The organism is Limibacter armeniacum, from assembly GCF_036880985.1.
Taxonomy (GTDB): Bacteria; Bacteroidota; Bacteroidia; order Cytophagales; family Flammeovirgaceae; genus Limibacter; species Limibacter armeniacum.
This window is the reverse complement of sequence record NZ_JBAJNO010000009.1, coordinates 473228-490945: the sequence shown is the minus strand read 5'-3', so window position 1 is coordinate 490945 and position 17718 is coordinate 473228. Positions and strand designations below refer to the sequence as shown.

Here is a 17718-nt window from a genome sequence, read left to right as displayed (position 1 = left end):
TTTTAGATACCTAAAGTAAGAAAGCCTCCATCAACAGGTAAACTCACACCCGTGATATAAGATGCGGCAGGCATCGCCATAAAGCAGGCTGCTCTTGCTACTTCCTCCGGTTCCCCAATACGAAGCATCGGCGTTCTCGAAAGGATCTTTTCTTTCTTGGCATCATCTTTCAAAACTTGTTCTGCTAAAGGTGTTCTGGTGTACCAAGGAAGTACACTGTTGATCCTGATACCATCTTTGCCCCACTCAGCAGCCAAAAACTTGGTCATTTGCTCCATTCCTGCTTTAGCCATTGCATAGGCAGCCGTTGAGGTTAATAAGGCTCTTTGTCCAGCTACAGACGCAATATTGACAATATTTCCGCCTTCTGAAGCCTTTAGGTAATCAAAAAACAACCTTGAAAGGTCCCAAGCAGATTCAAGATTTACAGCCATCAACTGGCGGTAATCCTCAATCGAATATTCGTTGGTTTGCTTTCGGATATTGATGCCTGCATTATTTACAAGGATATCCAAACTGCCCCATAGTTGAGTAGTTTTTTCTTTTATATTTTGACGGTCTTCAGGTAAGGAAACATCCGCAGAAAGAATTTCAATTTGATAACCTTCTTTGGCATATTGCTCTTTGGTATTCTCCAAATCATTTTGATTTCTTGCAATCAACAATACTTCTGCCCCCAAGCTGAGTAGTTCATCTGCTATGGCTTTTCCGATACCTTTTGTACCTCCTGTAACGATGGCTTTTTTATTTTCGAGTCTCCACGGATTCATATTAATAGTTTGTTTGTGAATGATATTTCAACAACTGACTTTATGTTGTGATAACTTTAATGTGTTGATTTATAATGGTGTATGTAGGTATTCGAAAACGAAAGAATCATCTCCTTTTGTTGTTATTGTAGTAGGAAAGGCTAATTTGGTATAAGTAAACCAAATTTAAAAGCAGTGATGAAAATCTGAGCCATGCAATATTTATATATGGAATCCCCTTTGGGACCGCTTCGGATTATAGCTTCTTATAAAGGCATTGTTTCAGTTGAGTTTGTAGAGAAGGTGCATGTATCTTCTTTGCATCCAAATGAAATCCTGTTGGAGGCAAAGAAGCAGCTTGAGGAGTATTTCAATAAGAAAAGGCGACGGTTTGACTTACCGCTTGACCCTGAAGGAACAGAGTTCCAGCGCAAGGTATGGAAGCTTTTAGGGGAGGTACCCTATGGCAGGGTTGTCACTTATACTGATATTGCATTGAGATATGGAGACCGAAATGCAGTGAGGGCAATAGGGGCTGCCAATGGAAGGAACCGAATCGGAATCATAATTCCCTGCCATCGGGTAATTGCTTCTGATGGAAGTCTGTCAGGATATGCTGCCGGTGTTTGGCGTAAGGAATGGCTATTGACTCACGAAAGGGCAATTAATCCTCCGGGAAAACAAATGAGTTTATTTTAGAGAGTATAAATGAAAACAAAAATAGCAACCTTCGATATCGAAGGTTGCTATTTTTGTATGTTTCTATCTTATAGCTTTTTTATTGAACTAAGGTTTGTGCGAGCTTTTCCCCTTTTTCAATGCAATCAACTACAGATACTCCTCCTTGCCAATTCGCAGAAACAAACAAGTTGACCTTTTCAGCCGCTTTCAGTTGAGCATCTAGAGGCAGCACGTGTTGGTCATACTGCGGGATGGCTTCCTGCCAGCGACTAATGCGCTTTTTGATCGGATCTGCCTTTATACCATAAGTTTCTTTCAGTTCTTTAATGGCTTTTTCTAGAATCTCCTGATCGCTGAGCTTGGCTTTTTCAATATTCAGCATTCCACCGACAAATGAAGTGATTAGCATTTCTCCATTTGGTGTCCTATCAGGAAAGATACTGCTTGACCAAATACTACCTGAAGCAAAACGGTTTTCAACCTCAGGGTTGAGCCCTCCAAAACCATCCAAGGAATGGCTAATATCCTCTTTTCTGAAAACAGTATGGGTACAACACATTGGAGGATACTTGAGCTTACTAAGTGTATCTGAAAGGCCAGGAGCTATATCCTTAACCAGTTGGGCTGCTGCATGAGCAGGCAATGCCATAATTACCTGATCGAAGGTTTCTCTTCTGCCGTCTTTTGTGACAACTGCAAGCTTGTTTCCTTCCTTTTCAATCTTGGAAACAGGTGTCTCAAAAACGATGTCAACATGGTTTGCCAAGGCTTTAGGCAGTACAGAAAGGCCATTTTTAAAACTATAGGTCAATTTCCTTTCGACACTTCCTTTTTTTGCCATCATCCCTTTGATGACCGAGCCGTGTTCATCTTCAGCTTCTTTCAGTGAAGGGAATGCTTTTTCAATCAGTAACTGCTTAGGATCACCAGCATATATCCCTGCCATAAATGGGTTAACGGCATAATCCACTATTTCTTGACAGAACCTTCTCGTGAAAAACTCAGCAACAGATTCATGCGCAGTTGTAGGTTTACGCTTATTGTACAGTTCTTTGAATACAGACCATTTGGCTTTCCAGCTAAAGAAACTATTGAACAGCAGTGCAGGAGCGCTTGAAGGGAGTTTTCGGTATGCTCCATTCTTAAAGATGTAACGGTTCTTGTTGACATCAGCTGCTTCGATCAGCTCATTTTCCAAACCCAGTTCCTTGATCAGTTTCAAATGAGTGTCGGTAAAGAGTAGTGAGTTTGGTCCTTCCTCAAACAGGTACTTTGTTTCTTGCAGTGTCTTGATACAACCACCAACCCTGTTGGAAGCTTCAAAAACAATATTTGGAATGCCTTTTTTATTGAGATGATAAGCCGCTGATAATCCAGAGATACCAGCTCCTATAATTGCGATCATGGTTTGTTGTGCGTTTAGCAGATTGAAAATTTCCGCGCCATTTTAAAAACAGGCAATTTCTGATGAAAAAGAGATAAAAATGATGTCTTCTATCACCCTTTTGTATGTAAAAGTTCCCATCGGAGATTAAATCCAATCACAGGAGTTATGCTGTTGATATTCCGTGAAGGGATTTCCTGTAACTGAGGGTTGCCATTATCATCGGTGACAATATTACCATCTTCATCATAGACTGGTTTAGTACTGCCCAGTACAAAGTTATATTGTGTATCACGCATAGCAAATAACCCGATATATAATTGTTCTGTTGCTTTCCATAGAAAGTCAATACGCATACGTGTCAGGTCAATGCGTCTGTCCTGAGCGGTTTCGTTTTTATGGTAGATAAAAAACTGGTAACTGAACTCAGGCCTGAATATCTCTCCTTTGATATTAAAGTCCTTACCGATGGACACTAATCCTGAAAAGCGGCCATAATCGTTTCTGGTACCATTAGAAGAACTACTTTTCTGATGAGAAATCCATTCATAGCCAAACTGTTTGTTTAGGTCTATGCTTCCCAGTTTACCTTCATGGCGAAAATATGCCATGGTATACCAAAGTAACCAGTTGTTTTCAATCACTAGCCTTTCAGAAGCACCAAGGTTCCAAACCTGATTGGCCTTATGATTGTAGCCTACCATAAAGTGCATTCTATCCAAGGGAAGCGCAGTACTTATATTGTTGGGAAATGAAGAGGCTCTCGTGTTCAACTGACCAAAAAAGTAACTTTCAGACGGTAGCTTGTAACTGATGTCAGCCCATCCCCAATAGGATGTGGGTAAGTAATTTTTTTCAGATTGTCCTAAAGCTGATGAGACAGAGAATAGAAAAAATATGGCTGTCAGGTATTTGTATGGAAAATAATTAAGATTATTTATCATAAAAGCAGAATAATGGTCATTGAAGCAACAATTATAGCATATTCAGTATGAAATTCAGCTTGGTTTTGATTTAAAATGAAATATATTGGCACGCTTGCTATGATGATGCGATATGTATAGTATCTTTCACCGCTGAAAGGAATACCTAATAAACTAATCTTCGTAGCCATTTACAGAATGCATCTGGTAGATGGAATATTTTGCTTATTCTAATAATAAGCAGTATTATCGGAGAAACTGAGCTGAAAAACTAATGGAGGTGTGGGCTGTCTAAATGTGAGGCAGGATTATAAATAGAAAGAAAAAATGATACAATCAATGACAGGATTTGGTCGTGCTCAGGTTGAGAATGACCAACTTAGCGTAAGTGCAGAAGTGAAAACACTGAACTCCAAATTTGCTGATACAACCATCAAAATGAGCCATGTTTTCTCTGATAAGGAAATTGAGCTTAGAAATATTTTGGGCAGTAAACTACAACGAGGTAAGATCATTCTTTCTGTATCCTATTCCTCAAGAAGAGCTGAAAACTTAAAAGCCAATATCAATCAGGAAGTAGTAAAAGCTTACTATGCAGAGTTGGCGGCAATTGCGAAGGCAGTTGGTACTGAAGGAACGGAAAACTTGCTAAGCGTGGTGATGGAGCTTCCGGAAGTGTATTCGAAAGATAACAATATGGAAGTGGTGGATCAGGACTGGCCTACTGTCAAGAAAGTGATTGAGGAGGCTGTTGCTAATTGTAGCAACTTCAGAACTGAAGAAGGGAAATCATTGGAGGCTGCTTTTAGAGAGTCGATTGAAAAAATTCAAACATACTTGGCTGCTGTTGAGGAGAGAGATCCTGAGAGATTGGTGAAAGTAAGAGAGAAGTTGAGAGGGCAGGTACAAGAACTTGTAGAAAGCGACAACTTTGACCCGAACAGATTCGAGCAGGAGTTGATCTATTATATTGAAAAACTGGATATAGCTGAAGAGAAGGTGAGACTGAAAAATCACTTGAACTACTTTGTCGAAACATTGGAGTCTTCTAATTCCAATGGTAAGAAATTGGGCTTTATTAGTCAGGAGATAGGTAGAGAAATCAATACCATTGGTTCAAAAGCCAACGATCTTGAAATTCAGAAGCTGGTTGTGAATATGAAAGAAGAGCTAGAGAAAATTAAAGAGCAGGTACTCAATGTCCTTTAATTCCTTGAATAAGATAAAAACAGAAGCGCCTGTCAATCTATTATTGACAGGCGCTTTTTTATATCACAACGGTTTCTTCATCCTCTTTTCGCCTTCTGTCATTTCGCAGTTTAAAGTCAAATGACCTGATAATTAACCTGATTCCTCGGTCATAGTTAACGTAGTTCCAAAGCCAATTGATAAATACAATCGCTTTATTCCTGAACCCAATCAGTGACATGATATGGACAAACATCCAGATAAACCAAGCAAATAGCCCTTGAGACCTAAACTTTCCGACTTCAACTACAGCTTTGTTTTTACCAATTGTAGCCATTGAGCCTTTATCATGGTACTCAAAAGGCTTCATTTCTTGTCCATCAAACTGACGCAAAAGGTTTTTAGCCAGTAGCTGCCCTTGCTGGATGGCAACAGGAGCAACCATTGGATGGCCTCTTGGGAAATCGTCAGAAATCATGGCAGCAACATCTCCAACAGCAAAAACATCCTTAATCCCTTTTACCTGATTAAACTGGTTTACATGTAGCCTGTTGCCTCGAAGGATAGTTTCTTCATTAATTCCTTCAAAGATATTGCCTTGTACACCAGCAGACCAGATCATATTCTGAGTAGCGATTGAGATTACCTGCCCATCAGGAGTTTTGGCTTTGACTTCCTTGTCCTCATAACTCATTACAGTCGTTCCAAGCCACACATTAACGCCTAAGTTTTTGAGGTAGTCCAATGCTTTTTGTGAAGACTTTTCATTTAGGGCAGGCAAAATTCTGGGACCCGCTTCAACCAAGTGTACCTGCATTTTTCGGACATCCAGTTCCGGATAATCCTGTGGCAATACATACCTTTTGAGTTCACTCAATGCACCTGCCATTTCTACACCAGTAGGGCCTGCGCCTACCAATACAAAGTTCATCAGACTCTCTCTTTTCTTCAGGTCTGTAGTAATCAGGGCTTTCTCAAAGTTTTGCAGCATCAGGTGACGCAGGTCAAGTGCCTGAATGACTGTTTTGAGAGGCATACTGTTGTTTTGGATGTCTTCTAGACCAAAGAAATTAGTGCGGGAGCCTGTGGCGATGATGAGATAATCGTAGGTGAGGTTACCAATGTTGGTTTGGATGGTTTTGTCTTCGGGGGAGACTTTCCTTACGGTGGCATTTCGGAAAGTGAAGTTTTTGTAGCCTTTGAATAGTTTCCGGATTGGGAATGCTATGGAATCGGCTTCAAGTCCGGCTGTGGCGACTTGATATAAGAGAGGCTGAAAGGTGTGGTAGTTATTCCGGTCGATTAATACGATCTGGACCTCTTTGTTTTTAAGGTGTTTAGCTACCTGTAACCCTCCAAAGCCACCTCCAATGATGACCACGCGAGGAATGTTTAGGTCTGGAACTGCTATGTTGTCCATAAAAAGTGCTTGTCAATCAGTGAGAAATAAAATTGAATAAAATCAATGTTTTACATAACGTAAACTAGAGTAAAGGGTTCGACTTTTTTTAGTCATTCATACTAAAATTAAGTCAATACACTACTTCACCATTATTGTTAAAGAAAAATGCCAAGGTGTTAGAAAGTTAATGATATACTCTCCACTAATTTAGTCAGGTTAAAAAGAATCTCATTTAAGGTTATTAAAATTTCAGTCTTAATATTTAATAACAAAGCATAAAATTGTATTTTCAATTACCCATAATAGAGCCTGTTTTCTGTGAGAATTAGAAAGCTACAACTGGTTTCTAAATTGTAAAATACCAAGTATCTGTTACTTGACTTAGCTAAATACTTAAACTAAAACCCAACTGAAATGAGATTTTTATTACTGATTATGCTGTGGACTGGTCTGCTGGGAGAGTTATGTGCTCAGGTAGAAAAGTCCATCTACTTTCTGAATAACCTTCCCCAAAATTCCTACCTGAACCCTGCAAAAAGGTCTGACTATAATTTTACTGTGAGTGTTCCTGTATTGGGTTTTCGAGGTGGGTATGCAGGTGATGTAGCACTTTCAAACTTTATTCAGGAGAAAGAAGGAGGCGGGTACCTGATCAGTTTTCCATATATCTATAATGAGATGGATGAGAAGGTATCATTCCGAACAAATATGCAAATGGAGCTACTAGGATTGTACCTGACAAAAGATAAGTTCAGTATTAACTTTTTTGTTCGGGAACATCTCAATAACCAATTCACTTTGCCACGAGATATCTTTGCCATTATGGCTCAGGAAGAAGCCTATGATAAGATAAAGGAAGGTCTTCATGTAACACCTGGCATACAGATGTCTCACTTTCGTGAATTTGGACTTGGAGGCTCCTATTCTGTTACAGAAAAGCTAAATGTAGGCGCAAATATTAGGATCATGCAGGGGCTAGGAAGTATCACAACGGAAGCGCTTGATATCATCGCCCATATTGATAATCTGGATGAGATAGAGGTGGAGTATGAAGGATATGTCCAAACCGCTGGTTTTGGATTGATTGCTGGTGAAGATGACTTGTTTGATATATCAGATGAAAACTTACCCGAATACTTGACAAGCACAAGTAACCTGAGTCTTATTATGGATTTTGGGGCCACCTACCAATTTAGTGACAAACTGCAATTTGAAGCCTCTCTTTTGAACTTGGGAGCCCTCAAGTGGAAAAATGATCTTACTAATTACAGGTTGTATCAGCCTGAAGGTAATTCTGATATCACGCAGGCCGAGTTTGAAGAGACAGAAGAAGGGATTACTCCATTTGAGACGAGTTTACCATTTCGAATGAACTTAGGAGCCAGTTATGAGCTTTGGCAAAATACGACTGTTGGAGGGCTGGTTGGGTTTAATACTTTTCAAGGAGGTACAAAAATGTTCTTAATGGGTTCAATTGATAAGCAATTTGGAGAGTGGCTAGGCTTGGGCTTTACCTATATAGCTGATGAGTCAGGAGGAATCAACTTTGGGGGAAGTGTATCAGTAGGGTTTCCAGGTGTGAAGCTGTTTGTGGTGACAGACCACCTGTTTCAGTCATTTACCAATTTCACAACTTATGAGGGTGTCAAAGATGTAAGAGGGTTGGATGCAAGGTTTGGTGTTAATCTAAGCTTTGGGAAGCGAAACAAAAAGAACAATAAGTCGTTGGTAGAAAGTGCGTCCTATCATGTAAATCCTTCAAAATAAGTTATATAACTCTCGTTAGCTAAAAACTAAGTATTAACCTCTTAACAACAAGTATAAAATGAGAAAACACTTATTGGCTATTTCAGCCTTACTTACCACACTATTCCTGATCGGTTGTTTTGAAGACCTTACGGATGATTTAAGTATTGAGATTCAAGCCACGCCCAGTAAGCTGGTAGAAGCCACAATTGGTACCCAAACTACTTTTACTGAATCAGGGTCTTTTGACCTGACAGATGATGAGGATTTGAAAGAGTATCTTGAGAGATTGGAGAATTTGAAAATCTCACACCTTGATATAGTTGTGGAAACAGCACCTGAGGTTTCAGCAGAAGTCACTTCTGGGTTTGCATCCATTGTATTACCTTCGGGGAATGCATTGTCAGTATCGTTAAACGGCTTTAAACTTGAAGTAGGAAATAAGGTGACGTTTGATCAAGTAGAAGAGTTGGAAGAGATAGCGGAAACCTTGCTGGTTGACAAACACTTTGACTTTGAGTTGGGGGGCGAAGTGAGTGAACCTAATATAACATTCCAGCTGAAGATAATCGCATTTGCTACCGCAACAGCTCAAACTGGCGGTAACGATTAATACAGTTCTTGATTAAAGCAAAAAACACCTGCCAGTTATGACAGGTGTTTTTTGTTTAACCGATTTTTACTTAAATGAATTTCTGAATAGTGTTCCTGTAAGACAGCTCATACCACCTACAACCCCGCCAATTATTGCTGTTACAAGTAGTAATGAAAAAGCATTAGGGAGCATTACTATTTTAGAAACTTTTTCGGAAAGGATAGAGGCGGTTGAGTGATCCACCCAAAAAGCATAGCTACCCCAGAGTATCGCAATTCCTATAAACCCAGCTAGGAAAGCATTGATGGATTTACCTCCAAATAAAAGACCTGAGATCAACCCAGCAACAGCAATGCCCCACCAAGGAGAAAATAGTTGAATGAATGCAGCCAGTAGGGCTGTAGCTAATATTTTGACTAATATATTATTCATTGGTGTCAATTTTTGATCGTCTAATTAGTTACCGAAAGTTTGTACTGCCAAAATGGATTCACCATCAGGCTTGGCTTCCTGAATAGCCTTGGCAGAAAAGAATGGCAATGGGTATAGCTCACAGGCTTCCCATCTGTTTACCATTTGTTGGTAATATGGGTTTCCAGGGTTACCTGATTGTCCACCTGGATAAGCGCCCCATGCTTTAGTGCCTTTCGGATCCATTTCTACTACCATTCTCCATGATGGACCATGTCTTTTGCTGGTCGCATTTACAATATTGCTGTTACCACCATTTCTGATTCCTGTGACATTGAATGGAGCTAAACGAGCCAAATGTCTTAAATACGTTCCTTTGTATTCTGCCCAATCTTGGTTGCTGTCTTTGTTCTCCTGCCACGTCTGTACTTCTTTGATGGCCTCCTTGAATGACAGGTTTATCAAATCAATGGCTGTTTCTTTCTTTTCTGTATCTTGAATATCCATAAACGAAAGGTTAGGGTTATTCTTTAACAATTCAATGGAAACAGTCTTGTTCGGTTTGAGCAATAATGCTTCATTTGAAGTCATCTCGTCCCAAATCATTGGATATAGCTTGTTGATCCATGCTTCATAGTATACAGGTTCGATAAGTGTCGCATCATTGAAGCAGTTCCATTTGGCAAGTTTGTCGGCAATGGCTACTTCATGTTCATTCAAAGCTGTACTGTCAAGAGAAGCGAGGAAGAACGGTAGGCTTTCGGAAGCCATCATGTTGAAGTTGTCATCTAGGAGTGTTTCCATGTCGTCTTTTGTAATGTCAGACATTGACCCAAGTCGCTCGTTGATTCTCCTGTTGCGGTAATACTGGTAAGATGCATCAAAATTATAGTAAGGGTATGAGGCATCTACAGGATGCTGATTAGCTGAGCTGACAAAACCCCTTTCTGGATTTTTTGTGTAGACATTATGCTCCATTGGAATAAAGCCTTGCCAAGCCATTGAAGAGGTGCTGCCATCCATTACAAACTTTCCTTGTTCTTCCCATTTCAGAGGAAACTTCCCTTGAATGGTCATCGCGATGTCACCATCATTGGCAGCGAAAACAAAGTTCTGAGCAGGACATGTATAATGAAGCAATGCTTTTCTGTAGTCATCATAGTTCTTTGCACGGTTCAGCTTATAAAAAGTCGTCACCTCCACAGAAGGGTCATGTGCTGTCCATCTTAGTGCATAGTGATTTCGTTCCTTTTTGTCACCAAAAGTCTCATCGTACATAACAGGTCCCCAAGAGGTGTAACAAACAGTATCAAGGTAAGTGCTTCCGTCTCTAACTTTGATTTCCTCTATTACTTTGTCCGTCTTAACCCAATTTTCATCCAACAGATATTCGGATTTACTGTCATCTTTGTAGGTGATCTTGTACCAGTCTTGCACATCTCGTCTTGCATTGGTCACACCCCATGAAACATTTTCATTGAAACCGATAATGATACAGGGGGTTCCAGGCAGTGAGACGCCCATTGTATTGACTGTTGGAGAGGTCAGGTGAATGGCATACCAGATAGAAGGAAGGTTTAACCCAAGGTGAGGGTCATTGCAGAGCATAGGGTTTCCACTCTGTGTTTTTGTACCGTTTACAGCCCAGTTGTTGGAACCGTTATCAGGGTTAGGTTTTGCTGCTAAAGACTCCTTTATGTCTACAATTGGTGCAACGTTATCAGGTCTTTCTGCTTTCAAAGGCTCAAAATCCCACTCAGTGGTACCATTTACGACAGGATCCTGTTTGGCAAGCATGTCAGGGTATAAAGTTGAGAAGTACTCTTTTCCAAACAGAGCTAATGCGTTAGAATACTCGAAGTCTGCATTCCACCCACTTAGGTCATCTGCCATATACTTAAGCATGTATGCACATTTCAAGGCAGTCCAAGGCTCTGGCTTATAATTAAGGAGCTTGTATTCAATAGGTAAATCTTTATCAGAAAGACTTGCTATATAGGCATTGATACCTTCAGTATAGGCATTTACAACCAATGATGATTGAGGGTCTTTCTCAAGTTGTTTCATAAAGTTCTTGGCTCCAAACCCCAATCCTTTTCGTCTTTGAGCTCTATCAAACTCAATGGCATCTTTACCTACGATTTCTGAAATACGTCCGGCAGCTGCATGGGTCTGAAATTCCATTTGCCAAAGGCGGTTAGCAGCTGTTACATATCCTTGTAAAAAGTATAGATCATGGTCACTCTCAGCATAAATATGTGGAATGAGTAAAGAATCATACAAAAGGGTTGCTTTACCTTGTAATTGTGGGAATTGAGTAGTTGTAGGTAAATCAACTTGCTTGGTTTTCGCATTTTGCCAAAAGCCATTAAAAGGGTCTAAAAATTTTCCAACAGGAGGGACTGTACCCATCCTGGTGTTCATGGCAACAACCAAAGAAATGGTTAAGATGCCAGCAAGCAATGCTTTAACTTTTTTCATTATTTCAAATGTTCATACACTATATATTTGGTCGCAGAATTTTATTTCAATACCAAATAAAAGGGTTAGTGATTGTTAGTTTTTCGAAATAATGATATTAAATATGATAATAAAACAGAAACTTGTAATGTTGTTTTTTTAATTATGAAAAGGAGTTTTGGCTTATTTGCTTGATGTTCAAGCCCCTGTTTGTTGCAATGCAAAACGAATAAAGGTGGTGATATCTTCAGCTTTTTCTGCGATAAACTCAGGGTGAGAGGACTGAATGATTTTTTTTGAACTGAAACCCCACGTTACAGATATCATCTTGATATTGCATTTATGAGCAGCTTCGATGTCTCTACATTCATCTCCAACATAATAGACCTCTTCCGGATTGATACTGTAGTTCTTCAAGACCTTTCTAAGCACCTTGTGTTTTCCGAACAGGTTTCTGGAAGAATGGATAAACTCGAAGGCGTCAATAATTCCATGAGCTTGTAGGTAGGCCTCAACATTTGGAGTGGAGTTAGAGGTGACAATGCCCAACCGGTATCCCATCTCTTTTAGGTTAAAAAGACATTCTTTGATGCCAGGGTTAAGCGGGAGCGTTGATATTTGACTTCTTAACTCTTTCTGAACCCGTCTTACCAAAAAGGGTAATTTCAATTTTGAAATGCCTAGAAACTTCATGACTTCTTTGGCAGGTAGGTTTTGACAGTGTTTGAGTTCTTCGTTGGTAATACTTCTGAGTTTGTATTCCGGAGCAATGCGGTTACAGATTTCAACTGCTTTAGCCAATGAGTCTGCAATGGTTCCATCAAAATCAAAAATGATGTAAGAGGCTAAAGGTAGTTGTGGGTATTCAGTCATGTCGTGATATTTGTTAATTAATGTCCTTATAGGTTTCAGGCTAATTAGATTGCCTGTAAGGTACTTTTCTGAATTAGCTTTGTTCATAATGTTAATTACCTTTGCGCTTCAAACTTTAGGATATCCCAATCCTTTACATTCTAAAGCACCTAGTCAGGATTTGTTTGAACTGTTGTTTAAAGAAAATAGCAATAATTATTTTAAAATTTAGAATGTAAGATAATCTCCAAATTAGAAAAATTCACAGCAGAATATTAGGGATTATGTATAAAGAAAAAGTTGCCAGATTATTAAGTCTTTGTTTGTGCTTAGGCATTCTGTTTATTGTGGATTTATTAGTAGGGTCAGTTTACATATCATTTTCAGATATATGGGGCGCTATTTCAGGCAGTAAAAGCAATGAGATTGTCAATCGAATCTTATTTGATATCAGGTTTCCAAAGGCGGTAACGGCAGGGTTAGCAGGGGCTGCATTATCTGTAAGTGGCTTGAAAATGCAAACCTTGTTCAGGAATCCTTTGGCAGGACCATCAGTATTGGGAATTACGGCAGGTGCTAGTCTTGGGGTAGCATCTGTAATGTTATTGATGGGAGGTGTTTTGGGTAACGTATCAGTGGCCGCACTGGGCATGAGTATGTCTTGGGTAATCGTTATTGCAGGTGTTTTGGGGGCTATGGCGGTAATGAGTGTAATTTTACTAGTATCTACCAAGGTGAATGACAATATAGCTCTGCTTGTAATCGGCATTATGATGGGAAACCTGACCATCGCATTTGTCAGCATTTGGCAATACTTTAGTGCACCTGAACAAATTCAGGATTACCTGATGTGGACTTTTGGTAGTGTAGGGGGGGTGACCTCTTTCCAATTGTGGGTGTTGGCATTTAATGTTTTGGTAGGCCTCGTGTTCTCTTTCTTATTGGCAAAGCCGCTTAATATGTTTTTGCTGGGAGAAAGGTATGCTCAGAGTATGGGACTTGAGATCGGTAAAAGTAGAATCGGGATTATTCTAGTGAGCAGTTTGCTTGCAGGTACAATTACAGGATTCTGTGGGCCTATAGGGTTTGTTGGTGTGGCAGTTCCTCACCTTGCTAGAGTTTGGATGAAAACATCAGACCATAAATTACTCATTCCTTCCTGTGTTTTGATTGGTGTCTCAATTATGTTGCTTTGTGATGTCATTTCTCAATTGCCAGGGACGAATGCAACATTACCCATCAACGCAGTAACGGCATTGATAGGATCACCAATTGTAATTTGGGTGATTTTGAAAAGTAAAAACCTGAAAAGATCGATCTAAAGTGATGATGGACAACGATACGATACTTAATGCTTATGAGGAAGTAGTGACAGGTTATGTTTCTGGTAAGAAGAAGAAAGTAGTAGGAAGGTACGAGCACCTTACCATGGCTAAAGGAGAGTTTATTTGCTTGATCGGTCCTAATGGTGTAGGTAAATCTACTTTGATGCGTTCTTTAACAGGGTTGCAACCTTTGATTGGAGGGAGAATCTGGCTTGATGGTTATTTTTTGGATGAGTATGGAAGCAAGAACTTGGCTAAGAAAATAGCAATTGTTTTGACAGACCAGCTTCAGACAGGTAACATGACAGCAAGGGAAATTGTGCAAATGGGGCGCTATCCTTACACTGGCATGATGGGACATCTGACAAAAGAGGATCATGATTTGGTAGAAGAAGTCATGATGTTGACAGGAACCTTGTCGCTTGCAGATAACACATTTCTCAAATTGAGTGATGGTGAACGGCAAAAAGTGATGTTGGCAAGAGCTTTGGCTCAAGATACTGATATTATTGTATTGGATGAGCCAACAGCATTTTTGGACATGCTCAATCGAATTGAGATGATTCGTTTACTGAGAACTATTGCAAGGGATAAAGAGAAAACCATCTTACTTTCTACACATGAGTTAGAGTTGGCTTTACAGGCCGCCGACACCATTTGGTTGTTGAAAAAAGAAGGCGGGTATTTTTCAGGAGGAGCAGATGACTTGGTTTTATCGGGGCTTTTAGAAAAATATTTTACTTCCGAGGGCATTTCATTTATACCTGAAATGGGTGTTTTTCAATTTTCAGAACCCCTAGGGAATAGTACGTTTGACATTAAATTGGAAAACTCAAAAATGTCACTTAGTCAGGTGCAGACAGCACAAATGGAAGTTAGAAAAGTCTGGGCTCAGAGGATTTTGGAGAGAGAAGGGTATAAACAGGATTCGCAATCTCCTGATTTTGTGGTGACTTATTTTCCTTTAGAAAATAACAATGCCTTCAGGTGGGTTATTGATAAAGGAGGTAAATCTTACTCATGTGATACAAACCTAAAGGATTTGCTTAAAGTGATCCGCCAGCTTGTGTAAGTTGGTGTAACGTATATTACTCAAAGAAGAAAAAGATTTATTGTAATTCTTGGCAATACAACACCTTGCTTTTTCGTTTGAGTCATGGAAAATGAAAGTTTTTTTCTTAGAATTGTACAAGACAGATTTTCATTTTTTAATTGAAACTGTACTGTTTCTTTGATCCGGGTTACTATGTGGGGATCGGATCGGATATTATAATCCTTAGTGTAAAATATTGTACTGAAACCAATTACTATCAGTTTAATGAAAAGGATATTCTTGCTTCTGGCGTTTACTATTTTTTCACACTTGCTTCTGGCTCAGGAGGGTACTATCAAGCTGAATGGACTTGTTGTCAATGAAGATGGTAGGCCACTTGAAGGTGTAAGTGTAAGTATTGAAGGTGGAGAAAAAGCAATTACCAACAGGTCGGGTAAGTTTGTGGCGGTATCTTCAAAAGACATGCACACTATCAGTAGTGTGATGGCTGAAAAGAAAGACTTTGTGATGCATGATTGGGCATTTCTTCAAGGAAAAGAAGGAATTCAGATCATGATGGTGCCTGCTCCATTGGAATTGAAAGGTATTCTGGTTGATAAAAATGGCAACCCGAAAAAAGGGAAAGAAGTAAAACTGGCAGGGCTGAACTTTGCAGAGGTTGCAAAATCAGATTCGGTTGGTACGTTTACTTTGAAACTTCCACATAAGACCAACATCACTAAAGAAAGCATTTTCCTTGTAGATGGTAAGACGGTTTCTTCAAACAATTTTATTTACGACAAGCCTAATAATCGAATCAAGATTGTTTACAATTTTGATGCAGAACCAAAGGTTGTAAAGTCTGAAGTAACTGCACCAGTACAGAAAACTGAAAAGAAGAAGACTACCCCTAAGAAGGTTGAACCAGTAGATGATACTGTAATCAACCCTGTATTGGTTGTTGTAGTTTATGATGAAGATATCACTCCAGCTCACGAAGTAAAGGTTAAAGTGGATAATGAGTTATATGAAACTGATGCCAAAGGTGAGTTTGAAATTTTTGCTGACTCAATCAACGACAGCGAATTTGAAGTGCCAGACTTCAAAATTATAAAGAAGGTTTATGACTATGAGGATAACTATATGTTTATCCACATTCAAGGAGATGAGCCACGTGACGAAGGAGAAGTTCATATTGAATATGAAAGTAACTTCCAGTCAGTATTCAACTCTCTTGAATCGGAGAAGCAGATGCTTCAGGAGAATGGTCAGGACTTGAGAAAAGAGATTAACAAGATCAATGAAAAGTTAGATAGGGAAAGTCAAAACCCAGGTCATCGCAAGCAATTGGAGGCATATCTGGAGAGACTCCAAAACTCATTGATTGAAAACGAACTGGCATTCCAGGAAGCTCAATACAAAACTCACGAGATGCTTTCAAGAATGAAAAACCAGATCGTGGAAAAAGATGAGGAGCTTGTAAAGGTTGAACAAGAAAAAATTGTGGCTCAGAGAGAGCTTTACATCATGGGTGGGGTTGCATTGGCTTCAGCTCTTATTGCCCTGCTATTGATCAGAATCTCTAAAAAGCTGAAAAGACAGAAAGATGAGCTTGAAGAGTTGACCATCAATCTGGATAAAGCGAAAAAGGATGTATTGAAAGCTCATGATGAGATGTTGGCGGTTACTGATATTGGTCAGCGCTTTACAGCCACATTGGATTTTGAGCAACATATGGCAGAACTTCAGGATAGTGTTTCACTGATGTTGGATGCAACTGTATTTGGAATTGGTATCTACAATGAAGCTGAACGTTCTATTGAGTTCTATAATCAGATTGATGAAGGTGAAATAGATCCATATTATGCTGAAGAGGTTGATAATGAAAATAGTTTTGCTACATGGTGTTTCAGAAATGAAGTAGAACTGATTATCAATGATGTTGAGAAAGAGTACTTCTTGTATGTAAACAAAGACAATTTTGTACCAAGTAGTGATCAGCCACAATCGATGATCTACATGCCATTGATCATTGAGGCGAAAACTGTAGGTGTCATTACAATGCAGAGTTATGAGAAAAATGCTTATGCTAATATTAATATCTCTAACCTGAAGTCTTTGGTGTCATATGCAGCAATTTCAGTAGCAAACCACAAGGCTTACAGTGAGCTGAAAAGAAAGAACAAGCATATTACAGACGGGTTAAGATATGCTCAGACAATTCAGGATGCTATCTTGCCATCTGAAGATTTGTTGAAGCAAAGCTTTGACGACTTCTTCTTGCTGTATCGTTCAAAAGATATCGTATCGGGTGACTTCTACTGGTTTACTGAAAAACTGAGAGAAGATGGCAAGAGAATGAGGTTTATCGCTGTAGTAGATTGTACTGGACATGGAGTTCCTGGAGCGTTTATGTCAATGATCGGTAACACATTGCTTAATGAGATCATTAATATCAAAGGAATCTCTGATACTGTAGAAATCATGGACCTACTGAATGATGGAGTTAGATCAACTCTAAGACAGGAAGAAAAGATCAATGATGATGGAATGGATGTTTGCTTGTGCGTGCTGGAGGAAGAAACTGATGAGATCACAAAAGTATCCTATACTGGTGCTAAGCGACCACTATATTATTACAGGAACAGAGACGAAAAGCTTGATGTAATTCAAGGAGATATTAAGTCTATTGGTAGCATCCACAGATCTACTAAAGAGTTTACAAGTCATGTACTTCATCTTCAGAAAGGTGACCTGCTTTACCTGACAACAGATGGATACATTGATCAAAATAACTTTGATAAAGAAAAGATTGGTTCAGTAAGATTGACTAAGATGCTTGAAAAGAACGCTGATAAACCAATTTCTTATCAGAAGAAAGAATTGGAAGCAGCACTGGACAACCATCAAGGAAAGCTGGAGCAAAGAGATGATATCACTATTATGGGTATCAAACTATAATATTCTCT

At 39.3% G+C, this 17718-nt stretch carries 14 protein-coding genes; 7 read left to right on the top strand and 7 right to left on the bottom strand.

Annotated elements, in window-relative coordinates; all coding sequences use genetic code 11:
- Positions 1 to 2 precede the first annotated feature (2 nt).
- Positions 3 to 770: a glucose 1-dehydrogenase gene (locus V6R21_RS19645; protein ID WP_334245259.1), complete on the bottom strand. Its 768-nt coding sequence runs from the start codon at positions 768 to 770 to the stop codon at positions 3 to 5.
- Between the two features lie 192 nt (positions 771 to 962).
- Between V6R21_RS19645 and V6R21_RS19640 the strand changes: the two genes are divergently transcribed.
- Positions 963 to 1448 (top strand): methylated-DNA--[protein]-cysteine S-methyltransferase, encoded by a 486-nt coding sequence (locus tag V6R21_RS19640; protein WP_334245258.1) that lies wholly within the window; start codon positions 963 to 965, stop codon positions 1446 to 1448.
- Between the two features lie 79 nt (positions 1449 to 1527).
- Here the strand turns inward: V6R21_RS19640 and hemG are convergent, their stop codons facing one another.
- Together hemG and V6R21_RS19630 are read right to left on the bottom strand one after the other, a co-directional pair.
- Positions 1528 to 2835, bottom strand: coding sequence for a protoporphyrinogen oxidase (hemG, locus tag V6R21_RS19635; protein ID WP_334245257.1), 1308 nt, complete (start codon positions 2833 to 2835; stop codon positions 1528 to 1530).
- 92 nt (positions 2836 to 2927) lie between these two features.
- Complete coding sequence (locus tag V6R21_RS19630) at positions 2928 to 3758, bottom strand: hypothetical protein (RefSeq protein WP_334245256.1); 831 nt, start codon at positions 3756 to 3758, stop codon at positions 2928 to 2930.
- A 306-nt stretch (positions 3759 to 4064) separates the two neighbouring features.
- Between V6R21_RS19630 and V6R21_RS19625 the strand changes: the two genes are divergently transcribed.
- The gene (locus tag V6R21_RS19625) at positions 4065 to 4946 is read left to right on the top strand and encodes a YicC/YloC family endoribonuclease (RefSeq protein ID WP_334245255.1); all 882 of its coding nucleotides are present in this window, start codon (positions 4065 to 4067) and stop codon (positions 4944 to 4946) included.
- A 58-nt stretch (positions 4947 to 5004) separates the two neighbouring features.
- On the opposite strand, the gene V6R21_RS19620 is transcribed toward V6R21_RS19625, so the two are convergent.
- Complete coding sequence (locus V6R21_RS19620; protein WP_334245254.1) at positions 5005 to 6345, bottom strand: NAD(P)/FAD-dependent oxidoreductase; 1341 nt, start codon at positions 6343 to 6345, stop codon at positions 5005 to 5007.
- Between the two features lie 396 nt (positions 6346 to 6741).
- Between V6R21_RS19620 and V6R21_RS19615 the strand changes: the two genes are divergently transcribed.
- On the top strand, positions 6742 to 8094 hold the full coding sequence (locus V6R21_RS19615) for a DUF5723 family protein (protein WP_334245253.1): 1353 nt from the start codon (positions 6742 to 6744) through the stop codon (positions 8092 to 8094).
- A 58-nt stretch (positions 8095 to 8152) separates the two neighbouring features.
- The gene (locus tag V6R21_RS19610) at positions 8153 to 8686 is read left to right on the top strand and encodes a hypothetical protein (RefSeq protein WP_334245252.1); all 534 of its coding nucleotides are present in this window, start codon (positions 8153 to 8155) and stop codon (positions 8684 to 8686) included.
- Between the two features lie 66 nt (positions 8687 to 8752).
- Here the strand turns inward: V6R21_RS19610 and V6R21_RS19605 are convergent, their stop codons facing one another.
- The 3 genes from V6R21_RS19605 to V6R21_RS19595 form a co-directional block, all read right to left on the bottom strand.
- Positions 8753 to 9100: a hypothetical protein gene (locus V6R21_RS19605; protein ID WP_334245251.1), complete on the bottom strand. Its 348-nt coding sequence runs from the start codon at positions 9098 to 9100 to the stop codon at positions 8753 to 8755.
- A 24-nt stretch (positions 9101 to 9124) separates the two neighbouring features.
- Positions 9125 to 11560 (bottom strand): penicillin acylase family protein, encoded by a 2436-nt coding sequence (locus V6R21_RS19600; RefSeq protein ID WP_334245250.1) that lies wholly within the window; start codon positions 11558 to 11560, stop codon positions 9125 to 9127.
- 177 nt (positions 11561 to 11737) lie between these two features.
- Positions 11738 to 12412, bottom strand: coding sequence for an HAD-IA family hydrolase (locus V6R21_RS19595; protein WP_334245249.1), 675 nt, complete (start codon positions 12410 to 12412; stop codon positions 11738 to 11740).
- A 263-nt stretch (positions 12413 to 12675) separates the two neighbouring features.
- Here V6R21_RS19595 and V6R21_RS19590 point away from each other — a divergent pair, with 263 nt between their 5' ends.
- From V6R21_RS19590 to V6R21_RS19580, 3 genes are all read left to right on the top strand, one after another.
- Entirely contained in the window at positions 12676 to 13713 is a 1038-nt protein-coding gene (locus V6R21_RS19590; protein WP_334245248.1) for an iron ABC transporter permease, read from the top strand.
- A gap of 4 nt (positions 13714 to 13717) precedes the next feature.
- Complete coding sequence (locus V6R21_RS19585) at positions 13718 to 14788, top strand: ABC transporter ATP-binding protein (RefSeq protein WP_334245247.1); 1071 nt, start codon at positions 13718 to 13720, stop codon at positions 14786 to 14788.
- Between the two features lie 246 nt (positions 14789 to 15034).
- A complete protein-coding gene (locus tag V6R21_RS19580) occupies positions 15035 to 17710 on the top strand; it encodes a GAF domain-containing SpoIIE family protein phosphatase (RefSeq protein ID WP_334245246.1) in 2676 nt (891 codons plus the stop codon).
- Positions 17711 to 17718: the final 8 nt, after the last annotated feature.